Raw genomic sequence first — 22830 nt, 5'->3', positions numbered from 1 at the left:
CGCATCTACAGCGGGATGTTTCCGTGCTTCTTCTTTGGTGAGGCGTCGCGCTTGGTCTCGAGGCTCGCGAGGGCGGAGATTAGCCGGCGGCGCGTCGTGCGAGGCGCGATGACCGCATCGATGAAACCGCGGCTCGCTGCGACGTACGGGTTCGCGAACTTCTCGCGAAACTCGGCCACGCGAGCCGCCCGCTGCACTTCAGGATTCTCCGCCGCTTCGATCTCGCGCTTGTAGAGCACGCCGACCGCGGCCTCCGGCCCCATGACGGCAATCTCCGCGCTGGGCCAGGCGAGGTTGACGTCCGTGCGAAGGTGCTTGCTGGCCATCACGCAGTAAGCGCCGCCATACGCCTTCCGGGTAATGACCGTGACCTTGGGGACCGACGCCTCGGCAAACGCGTAGAGCAGCTTGGCACCATGGCGGATAATGCCGCCGTACTCCTGAACCGTTCCCGGCAGGAAGCCCGGTACATCCTCGAACGTCACGAGTGGGATATTGAAGGCGTCACAGAAGCGCACGAACCGCGCACCCTTGACGGACGCGTCGATGTCGAGACACCCCGCGAGATGCGCCGGCTGATTCGCAACCAGCCCAACCGTGCGACCCGCCAACCGCGCCAAGCCGACAATCAGATTGCGCGCGTAGTGTTGATGCACCTCGAGGAACGTCTCGCGATCGACGACCGTCTGCACGAGCTCGTGCATGTCGTAGGGCTGGTTCGGCGAGGCAGGCACCAGCGCATCGAGTGACGCGTCTTCCCTGTCCGCTGGATCACCCGCATCCACCATCGGCGGATCGTCGAGATTGTTGCTCGGCAAGTACGAGAGCAGGTCGCGGATCAGCGCCAGGCAGGTGCGATCGTCCGACACCGCGAAGTGTGCAACACCGCTCTTGGTGTTGTGCGACATCGCGCCGCCGAGCTCTTCCTTGGTGACCTCCTCGTGCGTCACCGCCTTGATCACATCCGGACCGGTCACGAACATATAGCTCGTGCCATCCACCATGATGTTGAAGTCGGTGAGCGCCGGCGAGTAGACCGCCCCGCCCGCGCAGGGCCCCATGATCGCGGAGATCTGCGGCACGACACCGGAGGCCAACACGTTTCTCAGGAAGATGTCCGCGTATCCACCGAGCGAGACGACGCCCTCCTGAATGCGCGCCCCACCCGAGTCGTTGAGACCGACGATTGGCGCGCCCATCTTCACCGCCAGATCCATGACCTTCACGATCTTGGCGGCGTTGGTCTCCGAGAGTGACCCTCCGAAGACTGTGAAATCCTGCGCGAACCCGTACGCGAGGCGGCCGTCGATGCGACCGCTTCCGGCGACCACCCCGTCGCCCGGCACGAGCTGCCGCTCCAGCCCGAAATCTCGGCAGCGGTGCACCACGAACTTGTCGACCTCTTCGAACGTGCCTGGGTCGAACAGGAGATCGATGCGCTCCCGTGCCGTCAGCTTGCCGGCCGCGTGTTGGCGCTCGATCCGCGCCGGGCCCCCGCCGAGCTCCGCCAACCGCTCGAGCTCGGCCAGCTTCGCCTTCGGGTCCATGCCCTCAGGCCTTCACGGCCTGTGCCTGCTCCCAATCCTTCAAGAAGCGCGCGAGGCCGATGTCCGTGAGCGGATGCTTGAAGAGCGCCTCGATCACGCTCGACGGACAGGTGCAGATGTCCGCGCCCATCCGTGCCGCCTGGACCACGTGCATCGGGCTGCGCGCGCTCGCCACCAGAACCTCGGTGGGAAAGTCGAAGTTCTCGAAGATCTCCACGATCTCCTCGATCAAGCGCATCCCATCCGAAGCAATATCGTCTACGCGCCCGACGAACGGGCTCACGTAGCTGGCCCCCACCTTTGCCGCGAGCAGCGCCTGGGCAGGTGAAAAGACCAAGGTCACATTGACGCGGTGTCCCTCGGCGCGCAAGCGGCCGCAGGCTTTCAACCCCTCCGGCCCGAACGGCACCTTCACGACGATGTGATCGTCGATCGCGGCGAGCTCACGCCCCTCGCGCACCATGCCATCGGCCTCGGTCGCCACCACCTCTGCGCTGACCGGACCGCGGACGAGCGTGCAGATCTGCTTCAAGATCTGCCGGTAATCCCCTTCTTCCTTGGCGAGCAGCGATGGGTTGGTCGTGATTCCATCGATGATCCCAATTGGAACGAGCTTCTCGATTTCCTTCACACTGCCAGTGTCGATGAAGAGCTTCATAACAGTCTCCTTCAATCTATCCAGCGACGACGGGATTCGTGAGCTCCCCCACGCCTCCTACCTTTATCGTCACACGATCGCCCGGCTGCAGGGAACCGATGCCGGCCGGCGTACCTGTTGAGATGATATCGCCTGGCAGCAGCGTCATGATGGCGGATACGTACTCAATGAGCCGGGGCACCGAAAAGATCAGCTGTTGTGTGCTCGAGGCTTGTCGCCGGGCACCGTTCACCCATCCCTCGACCTCCAGGTCGTCCAGCGACAGGCCAGTCGCCACGCAGGGCCCGATCGGCGCGAACGTGTCGAAGCCCTTCGCACGCGTGTAACGCCCGTCCTTCCGTTGGATGTCGCGGGCGGTCACATCGTTCACGCAGACCGCGCCGAGCACGTACTGGAGCGCCTCCGCCTCGGCCACACGTGTGGCGCGCCTGCCAATGACGATGCCGAGCTCCGCCTCATGGTCCACGCGCCCCACCCCGCGAGGAATCACCACGCGCTCGCCCGGCCCGATGACGGCCGTCGACGGTTTGAGAAACAGCACCGGCTCGGCGGGCACCGGCTTGCCTTGCTCCGCCGCATGGTCTTTGTAGTTCAGGCCAATGGCCACGACCTTCGACGGCAGGATCGGCGCGAGCAGCCGCTCCGGCATCGCGATTGCCGCGCCCTCGCGCCAGTCACCGAAGATGTCGCCGTCGACGAGACGACACGCGCCGTCCCGCTCGACGGCATACCGCGCCGTTCCATTGTCACTGAACCGATAGAAGCGTGTCATCGTCAACCGTTGATCCCTCGACAACGAATAGTCATCAAACGCCCGACCTAAGGTCGGGCCTACTGCGCCATGTCTTCGACGCGATTCGACTCGGCGCTCCGGTTTCCGTCGCCGTCTACGGCAACCACCGCATACACGTACGTTACATTGGCCTGCATCGTCGTATCGCGGTAGGTCGTCTCCTTGATCGGAGCGGTGGTAATCGGCTCGAGCGGCTGTCCCGGCTCGCCCCGGAGCACGAGGTATCCTGCGAGGTCCGATTCCGTATTGGGCTCCCAGATCAAGCTGACGCCGCCTTCACTGCCGACCGACGAGAGATTGGCCGGCGCCGCCGGTGCAAACGTGTCCTTGGCCGTCACACAGGTCGCCGGCGAGAGCGGGCTCTCGAGCGTCCCGCTTGGGAATGCTTGAATCGTGCGGAGCACGTAGCAACGCTGCTGGCCGAACTGAAGTCTGCGGTCCGCGAATACGGGGTCGGTCGGCGAGACCGGCACCGGCGTCACCAAGCGCGCCTCGGACGGGTCGGCGTCCGGGTCTGGCAGCTCATAGATCGCAAAGGCGTGCGGCGGCACACCCGGAAGCGCCGGCCGCGCGCGCAGCCAGCCTTCCTCCTGCATGGCGTCGGTAACCGGTCGTTGAACGGGCATCCGAATGCCGGCGGGCGGCTGCCATTTCAGCATGAACCCGTCGGCCGTGTAGGTGACCGTCGGCGCTGGGGGCGCCGGCGGTGTCGCTGCGAGCGGTATCGATGCGGCGTTGGAGACGGCGGCGACCCGGTCCCCGCGCGCGAACGGGATGGCGACGTAGACTCGCTCGAGGAGCTTCTGTCGCGGCCAGATGTCACCAGCCGGCAATGCCGTCGGTGCCGGAAACGTGGACGTCTCGTCAGGGCTGACGTCCGGCGGCGGGCCACCTTCACCTGACAGCGGCGCGTCGGCGTCTTGGACGCTGCTTGCGGCAACGTCCGGATGCACGAAGCGGGTCTCGACGCGCGAGCCCAGCGTTTCGGCCACCGTCACCGATGCGCCCTGTTTGGGGCGCGGATCCACGCGTGTCAGCGCCGCCTCTTCAGCCGCGCGCTGCGCGTTCGCCGACGCCTCGTCGTCATCGTCGGTGGGAGGCGGCGGCGGCGCGACGTCGATGCGGCCAACCAGCGTGCCGAATCGTTCCCATTCCTCGACATCGAGCGGCCGGTTGGCGGGGCCCACGGGCTCACCGGTGATGCCGTACACGAGGACGTACGCGAGGTCGGCTGGCGTCGTGGCGTCGGCGTTCTTGTTGGGAATCGTGAGGGTGATCCGCACGTTGTCTCCCTGCCGCGTGGCGCGCACGTCCTCGATCCGCGCAGGGAGCAGTCGCAGCGGCTCCAGTGGAGGTCCCTTCTTGCCGCAGCCGGCCAACATTCCGCCGAGCACGAGGGCACCAGCGTGCGTCGCGATGATGGCAGTCCGAAAACGGTTCACAGGATGTAACGTGACAGGTCTTCGTTCTTGACGATGCCGCCCAGCATCCGCTCCACGTAGGCCGCGTCCACGCGGAGCGTCTTGTCCGATTCGTCTGGCGCGTTGAACGACACCTCGTCGAGCAGCCGCTCCATCACCGTGTGCAGCCGCCGCGCGCCGATGTTCTCGGTACGCTCGTTGACGAGCGCAGAAATCCCGGCGATGCGCTGCACGGCGTCCTCGGTGAAGGTCAGCTCCAGTCCCTCGGTTCCGAGAAGTGCGGCGTATTGCTTGAGCAGCGCGTTGCGTGGCTCCATGAGAATGCGCACGAAGTCCTCCTCGGTCAAGGCTTCGAGCTCCACGCGAATGGGAAAGCGTCCCTGCAGCTCCGGAATGAGATCGGACGGCTTCGCAATGTGGAAGGCGCCGGCGGCAACGAACAAGATGTGGTCGGTCTTCACCATCCCGTGCTTCGTGTTGACGGTGGTCCCCTCGATAATCGGCAAGATGTCGCGCTGCACGCCCTCGCGGCTGACATCCGGTCCCTGACCGCCTTCGCGGCCAGCGATCTTATCGATTTCGTCGATGAAGACAATGCCAGACTGCTCGACGCGGTGGATTGCCGAACGTGACACGCTTTCCATGTCGATGAGCTTCTGCTCTTCCTCCTCGGCGAGCACTTCGAGCGCTTCCGGCACTTTGAGCCGACGCGTCCGGGTCTTTCCTTGAAAGAATCCAGGCAACATCTCTTTCAGGTTGATGCCAATCTCTTCGACAGACGACCCGGTGATCACCTCGAAGGCCGGCATCGTCCGTTCAGGCGCTTCGATCTCAATCTCGCGCTGATCGAGGCGGCTCGCCTTGAGCTGCTCGCGGAGGCGCTCGCGGGTGCGCTGCGCGGGCTCGAGTGGCTCGTCTGCCTCCGCCGGCCCGCGTGTTGGCACGACGGGCGGCAAGAGGCGATCGAGGAGGCGCTCTTCCGCGTGCTGGCGAGCCTTCTCGCGCACACCTGCGCGCTGCTCTTCGCGAACCATGCCGATGGCCACTTCGACGAGATCACGGACCATCGACTCGACATCGCGGCCGACGTAGCCAACCTCCGTGAACTTCGACGCCTCGACCTTGATGAACGGCGACTGGACCAATCGCGCGAGCCGGCGGGCGATCTCCGTCTTGCCAACACCCGTCGGACCAATCATCAAGATGTTCTTTGGCGCAATCTCTTCAGCCATTTCGGCAGGCAGCTTCTGACGCCGCAACCGGTTGCGCAACGCAATGGCAACGGCGCGCTTGGCGGCATGCTGCCCGACAACATACTTGTCCAGCTCGCCGACAATCTGCCGCGGGGTCAGCTCCTCGGTGCGAGAGGCGGTGGTCTCCGGAAGGTAGATAGGCATGCAGTCAGTGGGTCCGTGATCAGTGGCCAGTGATCAGCCGATGCACGACCTCCGGAGGTTGCATCGTTTGCCAGTGGTGGTTCGTCGCTAGCCGCCGACCGCTCGTAAAACCGACTGACCACTGGCCACTCCCTAAAGCTCTTCGACAGTGATCGCGCGGTTCGTATAAATGCAGATGTCGCCGGCGATCGTCATGGCCTGTTCTGCGATCGCGCGCGCATCGAGCGACGAGTGCCCCACGAGCGCGCGTGCTGCTGCGAGAGCATACGGGCCACCCGAGCCAATCCCCATCACGCCATCATCGGGCTCGATGAGATCGCCGGTACCGGACAGGAGGAACAGATGCTGCTGATTCATCACCAGCATCACCGCCTCGAGGCGACGGAGCAACCGATCAGTGCGCCAATCGCGCGCCAGCTCGACGGCAGCACGATCGAGATTGCCGCGATACTCTTCGAGCTTCGCTTCGAAGCGGGAAAACAGGGCGAATGAGTCGGCGGCGGAGCCGGCAAACCCTGCGAGGACGCGGTCGTGGTAGAGTCGACGAATCTTGCGAGCCGACTGCTTCAGAACCGTCTGGCCGAACGTCACCTGCCCGTCGCTCGCCATCGCCGCACGGTCCTCATGTCGAACGGCGAGAACGGTCGTCCCGTGAGTCATCGCTGTCGTCAGCCTAACATATGTCCGCGTGGCAGGACGCTCACCTGCCTCACGACATAGACGGTCACGGCGGGCAACGACGAGAGGGCCCTTTTGCGGGTCGTCTGTGGTGGCAGCATTGTTGCAAGTGATACCATGGACGAAGGGCACACTCGAAGGAGATATCAATGAAGGCAAGGTGGCTACTCTCGATCGGCGCCGTGACGGTCACGCTCGCCTTGGCCGGAACAGGCGTTGTTCATGCGGATCAGGCCAGACCACGAAACTCCGAAGCAGCGGGCAGGTCGTCTGGGGGCGGCGGCTCTTCGGGCGGGAGTGGTGGGAGTGCCACGCCGCGCGGTGGCAGCAGCACCAGCAGCCGCGGCGGCAGCAGCGCGCGTTCGGAGCCGAGCCGACCACGCGCGGCGGTGCCACGCCAACGCTCGGGTGCGGAGACCAGCGTGGGCACGGCGCAGCGCAGGGCTCCGGACTACGCTCGGCCCAGCACAGGCCGAGCGGTGGTTGGTCACGCTGTGCCGCGCGGCCGCGTGCCCGGCGGCGGCGGCGGCGGCTCGACCATCATCGTGCGGCCGCGAACGTTCTACCCCTGGGGTCTTGGCTGGGGCGGCGGCTATTTCTATGACCCGTTCTGGTTCGGCGCTGGCTATTGGGATCCGCTTTGGGGACCTTCCTGGGGCGGTTACTCGGGCTACGGCGGGGGACCCGGCTATTGGGGCGGCGGTCCAGGCTACTATGGCGGACACAGAGCCTACGAACGAGAAGACCGTGGCGCGCTCCGCCTAAAGATGAAGCCCCGCCAGGCCGAGGTCTTCATCGAAGGTGACTTCGTCGGCCAGGTCGATGACTACGACGGTGCGTTTCAGCGATTGCGCTTGCCGCCAGGACGACATCGCGTTCAAGTGCGGGCGGATGGTTACGAGCCGCTCGAGTTCAGCGTGCTCATCGTGCGGGACCAGACGGTCACGTATCGCGGTGAGCTCGAAGAAAGGTAAGAGGTTCGAGGTTCGAGGTGGTGGCGGGGCGAAGCTTCGGTGGCTTCGTCGAACGTGTCGGGTGGAAGGGTCGGTTGCGCCCGCCACCACGTTCAAACTTGAACCTCAAACCTTCAGCCTTGAACCTCCTGGCCTCGCCCTGCCACTACCTCGAATCGTGAACCCCGAACGCCTCGTCCTGCCCCCACCTCGAACCTCGAACCTCCAACCTCTTACCCCCTACTTTCCGAGATCAACCTACGCATTACGAAGTAGAGCGGGATCCCCAGGCTGATGATCCCGACGCCTGCCAGCGACTCCCAGGGCGCGCGCCACATGGCATTGACCACCGCAGCGGCACTGGCGAGCACGAAGAGCGCCGGCGCGACCGGATATCCCCACGCGCTGAAGGCCCGCTGCGCGCTTGGTGTGCGCCGCCGGAGCACGAACAGGCCGGACACTGCAATGCCGGCAAACAACATGATTGCAAAACCGGTGTAGGTGAGGAGCTGCTGGAACGTGCCCGACAGCACGAGCAGCCCGCTCCAAACACCCTGTGCCGCAATTGAAAAGGCCGGCGTCCGTCGGGTGGGATGGACCCGCGCCGCGGCCGGCAAGAACAGGCCGTCTCGGGCCATCGCGAAATACACGCGCGGTCCTGCAAAGACCATGGCGCTGATCGTTCCGGTCATGATGAAGAGCGACACGATCGTGAGGATATCGCCCACCCTCGGTCCAAAGAGCGCGTCGGCGGCAACATCAATCACGCGGCCACTCTGCATGGTGAGCTCCGCCAACGCTGAGACCGGCAGCGCATAGAGATAGCCGACGTTCATCAACGCATAGAGCACGACGACCGCCAGAGTGCCGATCGCGAGCGCTTTCGGTACGTTGCGCTCCGGGTCTCTGATCTCTTCAGCGATGTACGACGCGGCGTTCCATCCGGAGTAGGCGAACATCACCGGAATCAGGGCGAGCAGCATCCCCGATGGGGCAGGCGTGGTGTCTGCCGCGAAATGTTCGACGGAGCCAGCGCCGAAGGTCAGCCCGCAGGCGACGAACGCCACGAGCGCCAGGACCTTGGCCAGCGCCAGTAAGTTCTGCACGACGCGGCCGGGACCGATGCCCAAGATGTGAACCACCGTCAACGCGACAATCGCGGTGAGCGCCACCAGGGCTTGCGGCGACACCGTCAGCGTCACGATCCCCAACGGCAAAGAGAACAAGGGGGTCGCATCGCCGGCGACCGGGATGAACCGCCCGAGGTACGCCGCGAGGCCAACAGCCGCGACGGCGATCGCGCCGGAAAAGCCCGCCACGAACGACGTCCACCCGGTGAGAAAGGCGGCGAGCGGGCCGAACGCCTCTCGGAGGTACACGTACTCGCCCCCTGCACGTGGCTTCAGCGCCGCAAGCTCCGCGTACGCCATCGCACCGGCAAGCGCAAGCATCCCGCCAACGACCCACACCGCGAGAATCCCCATCGGGTGCGGCACCATGAGCGCGACCACCGCCGGCACGAACAAGATTCCGCTGCCAATCACGTTCGAGACAACGACCGCCGCGGCATCGTATGGTCCGAGGCGGCGCTCGAGCACACTCGGTTCCTCATGCGATGGCGTGAAGGAAGATGATTGACGATGCACAGCGTGGGGCGTGGAATGAAGCTCGGTGGAGGAAGTCGTCATGACGCCGCGGGCATGAGCAGTTGCCGTTGGATGGTGAACTCGGCGACTCTCTGCCACTGCTGTGCACGGAACTTCGCGAACACCTCGACCCTCATGTCGCGAAACTGGCTGTGCTGGAACATCTCGCCTGCCTGCTGCTCACCCGTATAGCCCTTTTGTGCCTGTAGTGTAAACGCCTCCGTCGAGCGGCCAGGCTCGAGCGGGTCGGGCTGCACGCTTCGGATGAACCCGGAGCCGCGCTCGTCGGTCGGGTCGTCCGCGATCCGAAATACGGCGTTGAGCTGCAGGGTGCCCAACGCCTCCGGGCCGACATTCTTCAGGCGGAACGAAATCGCTGGGACGATCTTGTGCTGGCCCCCCTGCGGCGGGACGCTCATGAAGCCCGTCGTCACGTCGGTCACCTCGATCGATTGCGCGAGATCCCGCTCTGCACCGCAGGCTCCCGCGCTAATGGCGACGACCGTGACGAGCACCGCGATGAGCCATCGCACGGGCAGCTGTCGTCGGTCCGGCAACTGATCACGGCCTCGCTTTCGCATGGGGAAGCATTATGCACTAACAAGGGGTCAGGGGGCAGGCCTCAGGGATCAGCAGGAACCAGGGTCGGGGCAGCAGGAATTTAGGGAAGCCTGATGCCTGAAGCCTGCTGACCCCTGAGGCCTACCCTGAGGCCTGCCCCCTGACGCCTGTTCAGAACTCTTGAATCTTAACGCGGCGGCGTACTTCCTCGTGTGAGAGGCGGCCGGCACGGTAGGCCTCGAGGTCCGCACCGCTAAGCTGGAGGATGATGGTCACGGCCTGGCCGCCCCCGGGCGCAATCGTATAGTCGGCATCGCGGGCAGCCACGGTAAACCATTCGTTCGGCGCCACTGGAATAGGCCCAGCGTAGTCGAGCATGGTATCGACTAGCGTGCGCTTGACCTCTCGCTCGTACGCTTCGCTGGGGTTCCGCAGGAGCTCGTCCGGCACGTCCACGTTCACCCCATCGGCGCTCGGACTGGTGGAGGTCGCCTCGACGCTCGCCCTGGACAGCTCACCCGCGGCATCAGGTGCAGGAACAGGGGAGGCCGACGCCGCTGTCGTCCGCTGCGGCGACTCTTCGTCTTGCCAGAGGGTCTGTGAGACGGGGCGCGGCCGCTGGGGGCGCACCTGAATCTCGATGGCTTGCAGCGCAAGCTCAGCGTCGGCACGTGCCTTGGGATCCTCGAGGGCGGTCATGCTGCGCCTGAGCCGGGTCAGCGCACTCTCGACACCGAGATACTTCTGCGCGAGGACACGCAGGCTCCAATTGATGCTCGGGCTCATCGCCGGTACGTCCACACTGAAAAACGCGCCGTACCCCTCCAGCATCACGCCACGCGCACGCGGCGCGCCGGTCAGCATGACGATGTCGGGCGACACGGCTCGGATCTGCCGCGTGAGGCGATCTGCGGCGTGCTGAACCGCGTTCACGAGCATCGATTCCATGTTTTGTACTTGGTAGCGAACGCGGCTGGCGGCTTCGCTTTGCGCGCTCGCTTCCTGGGCTGGACGTGCGCTCGGCTCGTACGGCGAGGCCGGACGGGCAGCGAGCCCCATCGTGGTCAGCGGCTGCAGCGTCGAAGCGCTGGCGCGAGGTGCTGCCGAGGGAGTGACCAACGGTGGTGGTGCTGGCCGCTCTTCACCGCGTGACGCGGCTGCCGGCCGCTGTTGGCGCACGTCATGGCGCGGCGCGCCCAACCTCATCTCGAGACCGGTCGTCACGTGCACCATCGCCGGTCCGGCCATGTGGACCTTCGCCGTCGTGGTTTGCGCACCACCAAGGGTGAGAAGCGCTGCGCCTCCCACGAGGCATGGAACGGGAAACCTACTCTTCATACGTCTCCTCGCAACACTGAGGGTCACGCGCGGTCAGCCTTGCCTGCTACGGCACCGACTGCTGCGCGGACACGAAGCGGACGAACTGATTCAACACGCGTTGGTCCACGCCCCGCTGCAGCTCCAGCCGGCCGATGTCCTGCGTGATGCGCACGAGGTCCTCACGCCGCTGAAGCTGGAACTGCGTCGCGAGATCCGCAATCTGCTGCGCCAGCTGTTCCTGTTGTCGCGCTTCGCTCCGGTCGATGAGCACCTGCAGCCGTCGAAACAGCTCCGCCGAGGCCTCATCGCTGGACGCCGTCGACGTCGCCGATACGGGCATGGCGGCAAATTCGCGGCGTAGCTCTTGTCGGAAGCGGGCAAGATCCGTGCGCCACGGAGCAGTCGTCGCGCTCGCATCGTCGGCGCGCGCCGTACGGGAGGTCTCCTGGTCAGACTCACTCCAACCGGTCCTCACCGTCAGACCCTCGGGTCCGACACGCACGTCCAGGTTGGCGAGTGCGGCTGCCGCTGCCAGCACCAGCACCGCTGCAGCCGCGAGCGGAACAGCCACCCACCAGCGACGCAGAGCCGGTGCCGGGGCCGGTGCCGCTGCCGCTGCCGGGGCCGCTGCCTGCGCCTGCGCAACCTCGCGCACCACACGGAAGCCAAGCGGTACCTCCGGCGCGGTCCACTGCGCGAGCGCTCCGCGCACGCTACGGAGCCCGCCAAGCTCGCCAGCACACGCTTCGCATCCCAGGACATGACCCTCGAGCCGTTGTCGTTCTTCTGCTTCGCTCCCCTCCCCATAGAGGAGTGTCACCAACGAGGCTTTATCCGGACATTCAATGGTGTTCGTACTCATCGTCTCACGTGGACAGCTACGACAAAACGCTACTGCAGTACCGGGCGATGCGTGGACTCGCGGCGGCCGAGCTCTCGCGCGATGACGTCCGCGTCGATTCCCTGCCGCTCCAGCTCACGTCGCAGCACGGTCAGCCCCTGGTACAACCGCGTCTTCACCGTGCTCAGCGGGCAGCCGAGCAGGTCTGAAATTTCCTGGAACGTCAGGCCTTGATACTCCTTCAACACGATGGCGGTACGTTGATCTTCGGTCAGCGCCGACATCGCCCGCGTTACGATGAGCCCGAGATCACGCCGGGCCACGAGCTCGTCGACCGACTCAACTGGCCCCTGCTCTCCGGCCAACTCGATGATATCCACACCTTCCGGCGCCTGAACCACCGGGGTGCGCTTTTGTCGACGAATCCAATCGCGGCAGAGGTTGAGCGCAATGCGATAGAGCCAGGACGAAAACTTCGCGTGACCGCGAAATGCGCCGAGCGATCGGAACGCGCGCAGGAAGGTTTCCTGGCAAACGTCACGAGCATCTTCTTCGCGGCCGATCACGCGATACGCGAGGGCGTAAATCGGCCGCTCCCAGCGCAAGACGAGCTGGTTGAAGCTCTCCAGATCGCCCCCAGCCGAGCGGGCGACCAGTTCTTCATCAGATGCCATGTCGGGTTGTGCGCGCCACGCCCGATCGGTGACCCTACGCGGAACGGCCCGCGCGGGCCAGTCCTAGCCTTCCCGGGCTAGCCTTCCTGGACCGGCCTTCCTGGGCGGTAGGCACCGCGTCTGACCCTTACCGCTGTTGCGTCTCCCTTCAGGCCCGTTACTACTGCTTAGACGCTGGTTCGCGGCGGGCGGTCGGCGGCGGTGACGAGTCGTCCGACGAGCGGGTAGCCGAGCTCGCCACCCTAGTATAACGCTCATCAGCACAAAGGGTTAGCCAGAATCTCGGGGTCGACATGTTACTGTAGGGGCAAGGCGGGCAGGGGTGACACGGTGACAAAGTGACAAGGTGAGAACGTGAGGGGGTGGTTCTATGCTCAGGTGGGCGGCGCGAGGCTCTCGTTTCGTTCGATGGGTTTGCCTGCAGCCCGAAAACCTCCTTCACCTTGTCACCCGGTCACCGTGTCACCCTGTCAGCCTTGCCCCTCGCCCTTAGCTTTGTGATGATTCAGCTCCAGTCTCTCACCAAGGCATTCGGCGATAGAGTTCTCCTCGACAATGTGACCTGGCAGCTCGGCGCGCGCGATCGCGTGGCGCTGTGCGGTCCAAACGGCGCCGGCAAGACAACGCTCTTCCGCATGCTGGCCGGCCTCGAAGAGGCGGACCAGGGCACGATCGTCAAGCCCGCCGCGCTCACCATTGGCTACCTTCCGCAAGACGGCGTGGTTCACGCGGGGCGGACGCTCGCCGAAGAAGTGCGGCTCGCCTTCGCGCCGCTCGTGGCCATGCAGTTGGAGATGGCGGCACTCGAAGAACGACTCGGCGACGCCACGATTCCGGAGGCCGAGCACGATGCGATGCTCCTGCGTTACAGCGACCTCCAGGACGGCTTTCGCGCGCAAGACGGCTACACCATCGACCTCCGCATTGCCACGGTCGCGCAGGGCCTCGGGTTCACACCAGACGACATGCAGCGCCCAGTCGAGACGTTCTCGGGCGGCTGGCAGATGCGCATCGCGCTCGCGAAGCTGCTGCTCGGCCGGCCGAATCTCCTGCTGCTCGACGAGCCCACGAATCATCTCGATCTCGAGGCTCGGAACTGGCTCGAAGAGTATCTGGTCGACTACCCGCACGCCGTCTTGCTCGTCTCGCACGACCGCTACTTCCTCGACGCGGTGGCCACGCGCATTGCAGACCTCACCCTGCGCACACTCACGGACTACCGTGGCAACTACAGCGAGTATCTAGAAGAGCACCAAGCGCGGATGGCGCGACTTCGCACGCTCAAGCGCGAGCAAGACGAAGAGGTCGCGCGCATCAAGCTGTTCATCGATCGCTTTCGCTACAAGGCCACCAAGGCGGCGCAGGTTCAGAGCCGCGTCAAGCTGCTCGACAAGATCGTGCCCATCGAGGTGCCGCCCGAGCGCAAGCGTGTGCACTTCACCTTTCCGCAGTGCGCCAAGAGTGGACGCGCGGTGATCGAGCTCGGCGGCGCTTCGAAGACCTACGGCGACATCTGCGTCTTTCGCCACCTCGACCTGTTGGTGGAGCGTGGTGATCGCATTGCGCTGGTCGGTCCCAACGGCGCCGGAAAATCGACGCTCATGCGGCTCCTCGCCGGAGTCGAGGCACCCGACACTGGATCTCGCGCAGAGGGCCACCAAGTCGTCATGCAGTATTTCGCGCAAGATGAAGCCGCACGCCTGGATCCCCCTCTCACCGTCTACGAGACGCTGGCCGCCGGCTCGCCCATGCACATGGTGCCCATGATTCGCAACATCCTCGGCGGCTTTCTCTTCAGCGGCGACGATGTGAACAAGAAGGCGAGCGTGCTGTCCGGCGGCGAGCGCACCCGGCTTGCCGTGGCCCGGTTGCTCCTTCGCCCCGCCAACGCGCTCCTGCTCGACGAGCCAACGAACCATCTCGACCTCGACTCGAAAGATGTCTTGCTCGACGCGCTCGAGGACTTCGGTGGCACGCTCGTCCTCGTCTCACACGATCGCTACTTCATCGATCGGCTCGCCACCAAGATCGTCGAGATCGGCCACGGTCAAGCGGTCGTGTATCCCGGTACCTACGAAGAATTCCGCTGGAGCAAGACTCATCAAGAATTGGCAACCAGGATTCAGGCATCAGGAAACGGAAAACCGGGATCGAGAGACAGGCAACAGCCGTCGCCTGGAGTCCCGACCTTGAGGTCGGGCACGTCCGCATCAAAAAGCAGGAGCCGCCAGCCGGAGCAGAGCGATCAGGTCCTCTCGCGCGACGAGCGGAAGCGGGCTGAAGCCGAAGCACGGCGTCAGCGCCGGGCACGCGACGCGCAGCGCGCCCGCGTTGCGACGCTCGAAACACGGATCACCGAGCGCGAACAGGCGATCCGCGATCTCGAAGCGCAAATGGCCGAGCCCGGCTTCTACCAGACCCCCGACGCCTCGCGCCCCGTCATCGAGCAGCATCAAGCGCTCATGTGGGAGGTGGGCAAACTGCTTCAAGAGTGGGAAGAGCTCAGCAATGAGTGACTTCGAGTTTTGAGTTTTGAGTTTTGAGTTTGAGGCCCGAAGTCTGGGCCTGCTCCACCTCCTGATTCCCGATTCCTGACTCCCATTCGACTCGTGGCAGGCCGACAGACGAGGCGACTGCCCTGAGCCCCTCGACGTTGCTCGGGGCTCCCTGACCCTTCGACAAGCTCAGGGTCACCCCGAGCGGAGTCGAGGGGTGAGCGAAGTCGAAGGGCGACCCGCGATTCCCGATTCCCGAGAGACCCTCAATTTGGTAATCTAAGCTGTGGATGAGCTTCCTCCCTGTTTTTGCATGATTGGCCGCCCAGTTGAAGAAGAGAACGATTCCCAGTCACAATTTGGTAATCTGCATACAGTACTGTGAGCAACGGCTTCCCGTTCCGGATGCGTTGCACGGATTTTTCGGCCCAATCTTGCCCTGTGGCACCTCCCCAGATTGCGGCATGGGGCTTGCGCTGACGGCTTACGCCGGCCATCGAGGCGCGGTTGGTACCAAGATCTGGTACCGGCCCACCGCTCCGACTGGCGCTCTGGCGTGCGCACACCCGCCCTTCAGAGCCGTCGGAGAGGAGCTGGCGCCTTGAAGCCACGAACATCTGGCAAGGGGCCGGGGCAACGAGCCGGCCGGTACGCGGCGGAGTCGCGGCGTACCCGCGACCGACGTGGGGCGGAACCCACGGGGCTAGCTCACGTCCCGGAGCTGTTCTTCCGCGCGCTCATCGCCAACCTCCAGAACGGCATCATTGCCATCACGCGCGACGGCCGGCTCGCGCTGATGAACGAGGCCGCCTACCGAGCCCTGGGTATTCGAGCGCGCTCCACTGACGTCGGCCGACCGTTTGGTGAGGTGCTCCGCAGCGTGCCCGAGGTCGTGCGTGTGCTGCGCGGTGTGTTCGGCGTGAATCATCTCCCCAACCGTGCGGAGATGAGGTTGAGCAGGTCAGGGAAGGCCATCGGCTACACGCTCTCGCTGGTGCGTGATGGTGAAGATACGGCCTTGGGCGCGGCGTTGCTCTTCCGCGACCTCACACGCGTCGAGCAGCTCGAAGAACGCGAGCGGCTGCGCGATCGGCTCGCGGCGCTCGGTGAGATGGCCGCAGCCATCGCGCACGAAGTGAAGAACCCGCTCGGCGGGATCGAGGTCATGGCTGGCCTCCTGAGGCGGCGCCTGACGGACCACGGTGACGCCCAGGCGATGCTGAGCGACATCATCAAGGAGGCGAAGCTCGCAAACGCCATTGTGCTGGAGGTGCTCGAGTTCGTCCGGCCCATCCGGCTCCAAGTCGAGCCGGTGCAGCTCTCGCGGGTGGTCGCGGACGCACGCTCGCTGGCCGAGCGCCACGTCGCGCGTGGCGCCATCGACGTCGTGCTCCACATCTCCCCGCAGCTTCCGCCGGTCGTCGGCGACGCGAACCAGTTGCGACAGCTCTTCAGCAACCTGTTGACGAACGCCTTCGAAGCGCTGGGTGGCACCGGGCGTGTCGAGGTTTTGCTGCGGCTCGAAAAGCCCGGTGAAGCCACCGGGCCGGGCGATCCGCCGCAGCCAATGGTCCTGGCCGAAGTGGCAGACGATGGTCCCGGCGTCGGGCCGGACGTGAGGGAGCGGATCTTCAGTCCCTTCTTCACGACCAAGTCGCGCGGCTCCGGCTTGGGCCTCGCCATCGTCCGGAAGATCGTCGACGCCCACGACGGACGGATCGACGTCACCGCCGGGCTGGACGGCCTGGGCGCCTGCTTCAGGGTGCGGCTACCACAGTACTCGGCGGCTGCCGTCGAGCCGGTCGATGAGAACCACGCTGGTAAGTAGCGTGCTCGGCTCCGGAGCAAACGATGGGACGCATACTCGTCGCGGACGATCATGACTCGCTCAGACACGGGCTGGGTGAGGCACTGGCCGACGCGGGGCACGAAGTGGTCGAGGCGCGCAACGGCAACGATGCGCTGGCGCGGCTGCACGAGCGGCACTTCGATGTCGTCGTGAGCGACCTGAAGATGGGCGGCTCCGATGGCTTGGAAGTGCTCCGAACGGCTCGGATGCTGCATCCCTCGTGCGGCGTGATCGTCATGACGGCGTTTGGATCGGTGAACACCGCCGTCGAGGCCATGCGGCACGGCGCGTTCGACTATGTCCCCAAACCGTTCGAGATCGAGGAAATGGAGGTCAAGGTCGAGAAAGCGCTGGAGCACCGGCGTCTTCAGTACGAAGTGGACTACCTTCGTCACGCTCAAGGCGACATCTACGACTTCAATCACATCATTGGCGCGAGCGGCGCGCTACAGCGCGTGCTCGATGTGGTCCGCAAGGTCTCGAAGAGTAATGCGACCGTCCTGATTCGGGGCGAGACCGGCACCGGCAAGGAGCTCATCGCCGGCGCCCTCCATCACAGCTCGACGCGCGCGGGGCGCAACTTCGTGAAGGTCAACTGCGCGGCGCTCCAAGAGAACCTGCTCGAGTCTGAGCTGTTTGGCCACGAACGCGGGGCGTTCACCAGCGCAGACAAGCAGCGCATCGGCCGCTTCGAGCAGGCCGACAGCGGCAGCTTGTTTCTCGACGAGGTCGGCGACATGAGCCCCAGCACGCAAGCCAAGGTCTTGCGCGTGCTGCAGGAACAGGAGTTCGAGCGCCTGGGCGGCACGCGCACGATTCGCGTCGACGTTCGTCTCATCTGCGCGACCAACCGCAGCCTCCAGCAGATGGTCGCCAGCGGCGCCTTTCGCGAAGACCTCTTTTACCGTCTCAATGTCGTCACTGTCGACGTGCCCGCGCTGCGCGATCGGAAAGAAGACATCCCGGCGTTGACGCAGCACTTCATCACGCGCTTCTCGGGCGAGCTCAAGAAGCGGGTCGCCGGCCTCGAGCCGGAAGCGCTCAAGCTACTCATGCGCTATAACTGGCCGGGGAACATCCGCGAGCTGGAGAACGCGATCGAGCGTGCCACGCTCTTGTGCGAAGGCCCGCACATCGCCGCGAGCGATCTGACACTCGGCGACGGAGGCCTCGCGAGTGGCGCGAACGCCGGCCAACCCGTCATTCACATTCCACCCAGCGGCATTGCGCTCCAGGAGATCGAGCGCCGAGCGCTCATCGAAGCACTGAAGATGGCCAACTGGATCCAGAAGGATGCCGCCGATCTCCTCCGAATCAGCCCGCGGGTGATCAACTACAAAATCAAGACACTTGGCATCGACTTTCCGCGGGGTCGTCGTCAGATGCTCACCGAGCTCGTGAAGTGAGCCCGATGGCCGTTATTTGACCTCGGTGAAGCGGTACTCGTGCTGGTGAAAGGACATTCTATGCCGATCAAGAACGTCCTGTTCACCAAGTCGGAGGTCGCGCAACCCTGGCGCCCGTTCCGGCCAGCGCGAGTCGATGCTCCCAAGACACCGCACGTTCGGGGCGGTCGCGTCAGCGAGGCTCCTTCGCGCAGTTGAACATCCAGTGGATCCCCATCTCGTCACGCACGACGCCGAACAGGGCTCCCCACGGCGCGTCGAAGATTGGCTCAATCACGCTGCCCGAGGCGGCCAGTTGGTCGAAGGCTCGTCGTGCTTCCTCGGGATTGTCGAGGTCCAAGGCGACGTTCACCTTTCCGCCGTCAGGCAGTGAGCCGTCGCCAGGACCGTCGCTCATCATCAGCAGGGCACTGCCCACGCGCAACGCGGCGTGCATGACGCGGTGCTTCTGCGCATCGGGGCAGCTCTGGTCTACATCGCCGAAGCGCTGCAGGGTTTCGACGCGCGCACCGAGGGCACGCTCATACAGTGAGATGGCCTGTTCGACCCTGCCGTTGAGGATGAAGTAGGGGGTTGCTGACTGAATCGACACGAGAAGACTCCTTTTGAAGCTGCGGCGCTGCCACACGCAGTCCCGCGGGATCTGCAGATATAGACTCCAGGGAGCGACAAGACTCATCGTTCGGGGCAACGGGCCGATGGCGCGCCAGGGCGCCGGTCCCGCACATCGATCCGGTGTGCCTCGTCGCGAGCCTCGGGAAGTTCAGCCCGGGCCTGGTCGCATTGCCATTCACGTCGTGAATGATCATCATTCACGGCGTGAATAGATCTCATATACTGCCTCGACTCCTCGAACAGTTCGTCGCAGCGGGGCTCTTTCTAGGAGAATGGGCCTATCACGGCGTCTCGGCACGCCAGCTTCACGTAGCCCAACAACCCACACCTGATAGATCCCAGACGTTGTGGCCGTCGTTCTGCCGTACGAGAGTCTACCAAGCGCAGGTACAAATGCAGAGACTTTCACACGCCGTTGTCACCGTGTTGCTGGTCCACAGCATGTCATCACATGCGGGAGTTGCGCGCACGCACGAGGGCCGAGACGTTCAAGACCGGAATCGGTCAGACGATCCCTACGTGTCGCAGCTCACCGTGTCCGGCAACAGACGCTTCCTCCAAACGAGAGATGGCCAGCCGTTCTTCTGGCTGGGCGACACGGCATGGCTGCTCTTCGAGCGGCTCGACCGAGAGGAAGTGGAGCGATACCTGGAGAATCGCCGGCGCAAGGGGTTCAATGTCGTGCAGGTGATGGTCATCCGCAGCGCCGAGAGCAAGAACGCCTATGGGAGCCTGGCGTTGACCGAGGGCGACCCCGCACGACCACGCGTGACGCCCGGGAGCGACCCAGACAATGAGCACGAATACGACTACTGGGACCACGTTGACTGGATCGTCAGCCAGGCGGCCGCGCGCGGAATCTACGTCGGCATGGTCGCTGCCTGGGGCTCCGTCGTCGACGAGGGGATCTTGAACGCAGGGAACGTCCGTGCCTATGCGCGCTTTCTGGCCGAGCGCTACCGCGATCAGCCGAACATCGTGTGGCTGACTGGGGGAGACACGCATGGCAACGAGAACACCGAGGTGTGGCGCGCCCTGGGTGAGACGCTGAACGCGCTCGACCCCAATCATCTCATCACGTTCCACCCTTTCGGCCGCACGCAGTCCTCGACATGGTTCCACGACGAGCCGTGGCTCGACTTCAACATGTTCCAGTCTGGACATCGCCGCTACGGACAGGATAGCGAGCTGCCTGACCCGAAGGGGGAGGACAATTGGCGCTACGTCGAAGACGACCTTGCGAAGCACCCACCCAAGCCGACCCTTGATGGCGAGCCATCCTACGAAGAGATCCCGCAAGGCTTGCACGATCCCGCAGAGCCCTACTGGACGGCAGACGATGTGCGGCGTTACGCCTACTGGTCGGTCTTCGCCGGATCCTTCGGTCACACGTACGGTCACAACGCCGTGATGCAGATGCATGCGCCGGACTCGGGCGAGGGCGCCTACGGCGTGCGAAGTTATTGGTACGATGCCATCGACGCCCCCGGCGCCGGGCAACTGCAGCACTTGAACGCGCTCATGCTGTCGCGGCCGTTCTTCGAGCGCGTGCCGGATCAAGGCCTCATCGATGGAGAGAACGGAGAACGCTACGAGCGCGTGATCGCGACGCGCGGCTCGAGCTATGCGCTCATCTACACATACACGGGTCGGCCCTTCACGGTTCGCATGGGACGCATCGGCGGCGAGCGCGTGCGGGCCTGGTGGTTCGATCCCCGCACCGGCAACTCGAAGGAGGCGGGCGCGTTGCACAACGAGGGCGTCCACCGGTTCGATCCCCCCGGTGCGCCACGACAGGGCAACGATTGGGTCCTGGTGTTGGACGACACGACCCAATCGTTTGCGATGCCTGGCACGGGCTCAGATTCGAGGTAGCGTGGTCAATCGACGGAAGGCGATGGACGCGGGCGGGCGTGTTGGGGCGGGTTTCGTTTCGAAGTAGCGTTGTCAAGCGACAGGACGCGACGTGGAGGCAAGGTGCGTATCGTGAGAGAGCCCATTCGGCGGTCGGAACTGGCATCGATCGCGGAAGACCAATTCGGCGATATGGTGAAAGCAGTGGTCGACGTGGCACGGCGCGTCATGGTGGTCGGTGGTGAGCTACACTCGGACGAGGAGGCCTTGCTGCTCGATGACGGGTCGCGCCAAGAGGACCTCTGGGGTATCAACCTCTATACGGGGGAAGCAGCGCAGGAAGAGATCGAGTACGATTCCATGATCAACATCCGGCCTCGGCAAGCGAACCGCTCGCGGGGTGTTGATGATCCGGCACTGCGTGAGCGATCCAGGATATTGTTCATTCACTGGTGGTGGGCTGATGCAGACTGTCCCCAATGTTCATCGGAGCCTGGCAGCTGGCCGCTGGCGAACCCTCACGCTCGTCGAGCAATTTGCGAACATCGGCTCGGAAGTTGATCGCGCCATCCGTGCCCATCAGAACAATCGCGTTGCACGACGCGACGAGGCGATTACGCGTGCGCTCGAGCTGTTCGATTTGACCGCCGCGGACGAACGCTGGCGTGGTCCACGGCGCCGGGAGGTGCTCCGCGCACGCGAGGAATTCTGCCGACTGTTCTTTGCAAACGATGCTCCACCAGGCTCAGCCGAGTCGCTGAGCAAGTACTTTCTGTATTTCGGGATCGCGGCTCGCCTCGCCCCTACCAGCCGCGTCTAAACACGCGCAGCGACAGACAAGTCCCCGACCGTGAATCCCGACCTCGAACACCGACCGTAAAATTCCGGCTGCGTGGGATATCCGACACAAGACGGGACACCCGAGGACAGCCGAGGATATCTCACTGTGGATATCCGACTGTGGATATCCGACTTGACAGGTCGCCTTTCGGTGCATAGGCTATCACCACTTTATTGAGACTGAGTCTCAATATTGAACGACGCTTCACGTCTATAGCCCCTGGAGGTGTCCTCCATGTCGATGGTCTGTCTTCTTCTTACGCTCGTGATCCCCGACCTTGCGCCCCCGCAGGTCGACACGCCGGACAGAGTGGTGATCAACGGTCACGTGACCGACGAAGCCGGCACCGCGCTGCCTGGCGTGGTCGTGACGATCGACGGTACGGCCCGCGAGACGACAACCGACGGCGACGGCCGCTTTCAGATCGACGGCTTGCGCCCCGGCCGGTACGTAATCCGCGCGGCGCTCTCCGGCTTCGCGCCGGCCGAAGAGTCCCTCGAGCTCACCGCCGGACAGCCCCGCACCCTGGCGCTCACGCTCAACGAAGGCGCCTACGTCTTCGAGCGGGTCGCGGGCGTCGAAGATGGCTACGCGGTCCGCCGAAGCCTGACCTCCACACGTACGTCGTCGGAGCTGCGGCATTTGCCGCAGTCGATCCAGGTCATCAACAAAGATCTGACGCAGGATCAGGGCGCCGTCTATCTCAACGACGCGTTGCGCAACGCCAGCGGCGTCACCATGTTCAGCGAGTATCTCGACTTCAACTTCCGCGGCTTTCGGGCGCAAGACGAGTCGGTGAAGGTCGACGGCCTGAATCAGGTGCACGACTTCTTCGTGAAACCGCGCTTGCTGAATGTGGAGCGAGTGGAGGTCGTGAAGGGGCCGCAAAGCACGACATGCTGCTCCGGAGTCCGACGCCAGAGCTGCCGGACCGCTACGTGCCGGTCGGTGCGTTCGAGAGCCGCGGCGTCGAGCTCGACGTCGCCGGGCACGTCACGCGAGCGCTCAGCATGTACGCCAACTACACGCACAGTTTTCGCGCCGAGGTCACCCGCGACGTCGATCCTGCCAACGTTGGCAAGGCCGCGGAGAACAATCCACGAAATGCCGCGAATCTGTGGGCGCGCTATGACGTGCTCACCCGCGCACAATGGCGTGTCGGCGTCGCGGGCGGCATCACGTATGTCGGCCGGCGCCTGACGTTCGAGCTAGGAGACGTGCTGCCTTCGTACACCAAGGGCGATGGCGCGTTGTTTGTCGATGTCGGTCGCCTGGGCGTCA

Annotated in this window: 20 protein-coding genes and 1 pseudogene; 8 read left to right on the top strand and 13 right to left on the bottom strand. The window is 64.5% G+C overall.

Annotated elements, in window-relative coordinates; all coding sequences use genetic code 11:
* Window positions 1–5: 5 nt before the first annotated feature.
* The 7 genes from GEV06_14495 to GEV06_14465 form a co-directional block, all read right to left on the bottom strand.
* Window positions 6–1547 (bottom strand): methylmalonyl-CoA carboxyltransferase, encoded by a 1542-nt coding sequence (locus GEV06_14495; protein MPZ19104.1) that lies wholly within the window; start codon window positions 1545–1547, stop codon window positions 6–8.
* A gap of 4 nt (window positions 1548–1551) precedes the next feature.
* Complete coding sequence (fsa, locus tag GEV06_14490) at window positions 1552–2205, bottom strand: fructose-6-phosphate aldolase (protein ID MPZ19103.1); 654 nt, start codon at window positions 2203–2205, stop codon at window positions 1552–1554.
* A 16-nt stretch (window positions 2206–2221) separates the two neighbouring features.
* A complete protein-coding gene (locus GEV06_14485) occupies window positions 2222–2977 on the bottom strand; it encodes a hypothetical protein (GenBank protein MPZ19102.1) in 756 nt (251 codons plus the stop codon).
* Window positions 2978–3036: 59 nt separating this feature from the next.
* Window positions 3037–4440: a hypothetical protein gene (locus tag GEV06_14480; protein MPZ19101.1), complete on the bottom strand. Its 1404-nt coding sequence runs from the start codon at window positions 4438–4440 to the stop codon at window positions 3037–3039.
* Window positions 4437–5816 carry an ATP-dependent protease ATPase subunit HslU gene (gene hslU / locus GEV06_14475; protein ID MPZ19100.1) on the bottom strand — a complete coding sequence of 460 codons (1380 nt, stop codon included), beginning with the start codon at window positions 5814–5816 and terminating at the stop codon, window positions 4437–4439. The genes GEV06_14480 and hslU overlap by 4 nt, the downstream gene beginning before the upstream one ends.
* 132 nt (window positions 5817–5948) lie before the next feature.
* Window positions 5949–6476: an ATP-dependent protease subunit HslV gene (gene hslV / locus GEV06_14470; protein MPZ19099.1), complete on the bottom strand. Its 528-nt coding sequence runs from the start codon at window positions 6474–6476 to the stop codon at window positions 5949–5951.
* Between the two features lie 247 nt (window positions 6477–6723).
* Window positions 6724–6924, bottom strand: coding sequence for a hypothetical protein (locus GEV06_14465; GenBank protein ID MPZ19098.1), 201 nt, complete (start codon window positions 6922–6924; stop codon window positions 6724–6726).
* On the opposite strand from GEV06_14465, the gene GEV06_14460 reads away from it, so the two are divergent.
* Complete coding sequence (locus tag GEV06_14460; GenBank protein ID MPZ19097.1) at window positions 6917–7468, top strand: PEGA domain-containing protein; 552 nt, start codon at window positions 6917–6919, stop codon at window positions 7466–7468. The genes GEV06_14465 and GEV06_14460 overlap by 8 nt on opposite strands.
* Window positions 7469–7680: 212 nt before the next feature.
* On the opposite strand, the gene GEV06_14455 is transcribed toward GEV06_14460, so the two are convergent.
* From GEV06_14455 to GEV06_14435, 5 genes are all read right to left on the bottom strand, one after another.
* The gene (locus tag GEV06_14455; GenBank protein ID MPZ19096.1) at window positions 7681–9135 is read right to left on the bottom strand and encodes an amino acid permease; all 1455 of its coding nucleotides are present in this window, start codon (window positions 9133–9135) and stop codon (window positions 7681–7683) included.
* A complete protein-coding gene (locus GEV06_14450) occupies window positions 9132–9674 on the bottom strand; it encodes a hypothetical protein (protein MPZ19095.1) in 543 nt (180 codons plus the stop codon). Before GEV06_14450 ends, GEV06_14455 begins: the two co-directional genes overlap by 4 nt.
* A 151-nt stretch (window positions 9675–9825) precedes the next feature.
* Complete coding sequence (locus GEV06_14445) at window positions 9826–10992, bottom strand: hypothetical protein (GenBank protein ID MPZ19094.1); 1167 nt, start codon at window positions 10990–10992, stop codon at window positions 9826–9828.
* Between the two features lie 46 nt (window positions 10993–11038).
* Window positions 11039–11836, bottom strand: coding sequence for a hypothetical protein (locus GEV06_14440; GenBank protein ID MPZ19093.1), 798 nt, complete (start codon window positions 11834–11836; stop codon window positions 11039–11041).
* Window positions 11837–11865: 29 nt separating this feature from the next.
* Window positions 11866–12489, bottom strand: coding sequence for a sigma-70 family RNA polymerase sigma factor (locus GEV06_14435; protein ID MPZ19092.1), 624 nt, complete (start codon window positions 12487–12489; stop codon window positions 11866–11868).
* A 500-nt stretch (window positions 12490–12989) separates the two neighbouring features.
* Here GEV06_14435 and GEV06_14430 point away from each other — a divergent pair, with 500 nt between their 5' ends.
* The 3 genes from GEV06_14430 (at window position 12990) to GEV06_14420 (ending at window position 18239) form a co-directional block, all read left to right on the top strand.
* A complete protein-coding gene (locus GEV06_14430) occupies window positions 12990–15005 on the top strand; it encodes an ATP-binding cassette domain-containing protein (protein ID MPZ19091.1) in 2016 nt (671 codons plus the stop codon).
* Between the two features lie 580 nt (window positions 15006–15585).
* Window positions 15586–16812, top strand: a complete 1227-nt coding sequence (locus GEV06_14425) for a PAS domain-containing protein (GenBank protein MPZ19090.1) — start codon at window positions 15586–15588, stop codon at window positions 16810–16812.
* A 23-nt stretch (window positions 16813–16835) separates the two neighbouring features.
* Window positions 16836–18239, top strand: a complete 1404-nt coding sequence (locus GEV06_14420) for a response regulator (GenBank protein MPZ19089.1) — start codon at window positions 16836–16838, stop codon at window positions 18237–18239.
* A gap of 172 nt (window positions 18240–18411) precedes the next feature.
* Here GEV06_14420 and GEV06_14415 read toward each other — a convergent pair whose 3' ends face one another.
* Window positions 18412–18831: a VOC family protein gene (locus tag GEV06_14415; protein MPZ19088.1), complete on the bottom strand. Its 420-nt coding sequence runs from the start codon at window positions 18829–18831 to the stop codon at window positions 18412–18414.
* A gap of 542 nt (window positions 18832–19373) precedes the next feature.
* Between GEV06_14415 and GEV06_14410 the strand changes: the two genes are divergently transcribed.
* The 4 genes and pseudogenes from GEV06_14410 to GEV06_14395 all read left to right on the top strand — a co-directional run bounded on the left by GEV06_14410 (window position 19374) and on the right by GEV06_14395 (window position 22749).
* Window positions 19374–20729 (top strand): DUF4038 domain-containing protein, encoded by a 1356-nt coding sequence (locus GEV06_14410; protein MPZ19087.1) that lies wholly within the window; start codon window positions 19374–19376, stop codon window positions 20727–20729.
* A 102-nt stretch (window positions 20730–20831) separates the two neighbouring features.
* Window positions 20832–21119, top strand: a pseudogene (locus GEV06_14405) (hypothetical protein).
* 52 nt (window positions 21120–21171) lie between these two features.
* Entirely contained in the window at window positions 21172–21528 is a 357-nt protein-coding gene (locus GEV06_14400) for a hypothetical protein (GenBank protein MPZ19086.1), read from the top strand.
* 255 nt (window positions 21529–21783) lie between these two features.
* The gene (locus GEV06_14395) at window positions 21784–22749 is read left to right on the top strand and encodes a TonB-dependent receptor plug domain-containing protein (protein ID MPZ19085.1); all 966 of its coding nucleotides are present in this window, start codon (window positions 21784–21786) and stop codon (window positions 22747–22749) included.
* Window positions 22750–22830 lie beyond the last annotated feature (81 nt).

It is taken from the genome of Luteitalea sp. (assembly GCA_009377605.1).
In the GTDB taxonomy this organism is placed as follows: Bacteria; Acidobacteriota; Vicinamibacteria; order Vicinamibacterales; family Vicinamibacteraceae; genus WHTT01.
This window is presented reverse-complemented; position numbering and strand designations above follow the sequence as displayed.

Bases quoted from the DNA above. Each gene is read 5' to 3' on its own strand.
- GEV06_14495 (MPZ19104.1), bottom strand. From the start codon at position 1,547: ATGGACCCGAAGGCGAAGCTGGCCGAGCTCGAGCGGTTGGCGGAGCTC.
- fsa (MPZ19103.1), bottom strand. From the start codon at position 2,205: ATGAAGCTCTTCATCGACACTGGCAGTGTGAAGGAAATCGAGAAGCTC.
- GEV06_14485 (MPZ19102.1), bottom strand. From the start codon at position 2,977: ATGACACGCTTCTATCGGTTCAGTGACAATGGAACGGCGCGGTATGCC.
- hslU (MPZ19100.1), bottom strand. From the start codon at position 5,816: ATGCCTATCTACCTTCCGGAGACCACCGCCTCTCGCACCGAGGAGCTG.
- hslV (MPZ19099.1), bottom strand. From the start codon at position 6,476: ATGACTCACGGGACGACCGTTCTCGCCGTTCGACATGAGGACCGTGCG.
- GEV06_14455 (MPZ19096.1), bottom strand. From the start codon at position 9,135: ATGACGACTTCCTCCACCGAGCTTCATTCCACGCCCCACGCTGTGCAT.
- GEV06_14450 (MPZ19095.1), bottom strand. From the start codon at position 9,674: ATGCGAAAGCGAGGCCGTGATCAGTTGCCGGACCGACGACAGCTGCCC.
- GEV06_14445 (MPZ19094.1), bottom strand. From the start codon at position 10,992: ATGAAGAGTAGGTTTCCCGTTCCATGCCTCGTGGGAGGCGCAGCGCTT.
- GEV06_14440 (MPZ19093.1), bottom strand. From the start codon at position 11,836: ATGAGTACGAACACCATTGAATGTCCGGATAAAGCCTCGTTGGTGACA.
- GEV06_14435 (MPZ19092.1), bottom strand. From the start codon at position 12,489: ATGGCATCTGATGAAGAACTGGTCGCCCGCTCGGCTGGGGGCGATCTG.
- GEV06_14430 (MPZ19091.1), top strand. From the start codon at position 12,990: ATGATTCAGCTCCAGTCTCTCACCAAGGCATTCGGCGATAGAGTTCTC.
- GEV06_14420 (MPZ19089.1), top strand. From the start codon at position 16,836: ATGGGACGCATACTCGTCGCGGACGATCATGACTCGCTCAGACACGGG.
- GEV06_14400 (MPZ19086.1), top strand. From the start codon at position 21,172: ATGCAGACTGTCCCCAATGTTCATCGGAGCCTGGCAGCTGGCCGCTGG.
- GEV06_14395 (MPZ19085.1), top strand. From the start codon at position 21,784: ATGTCGATGGTCTGTCTTCTTCTTACGCTCGTGATCCCCGACCTTGCG.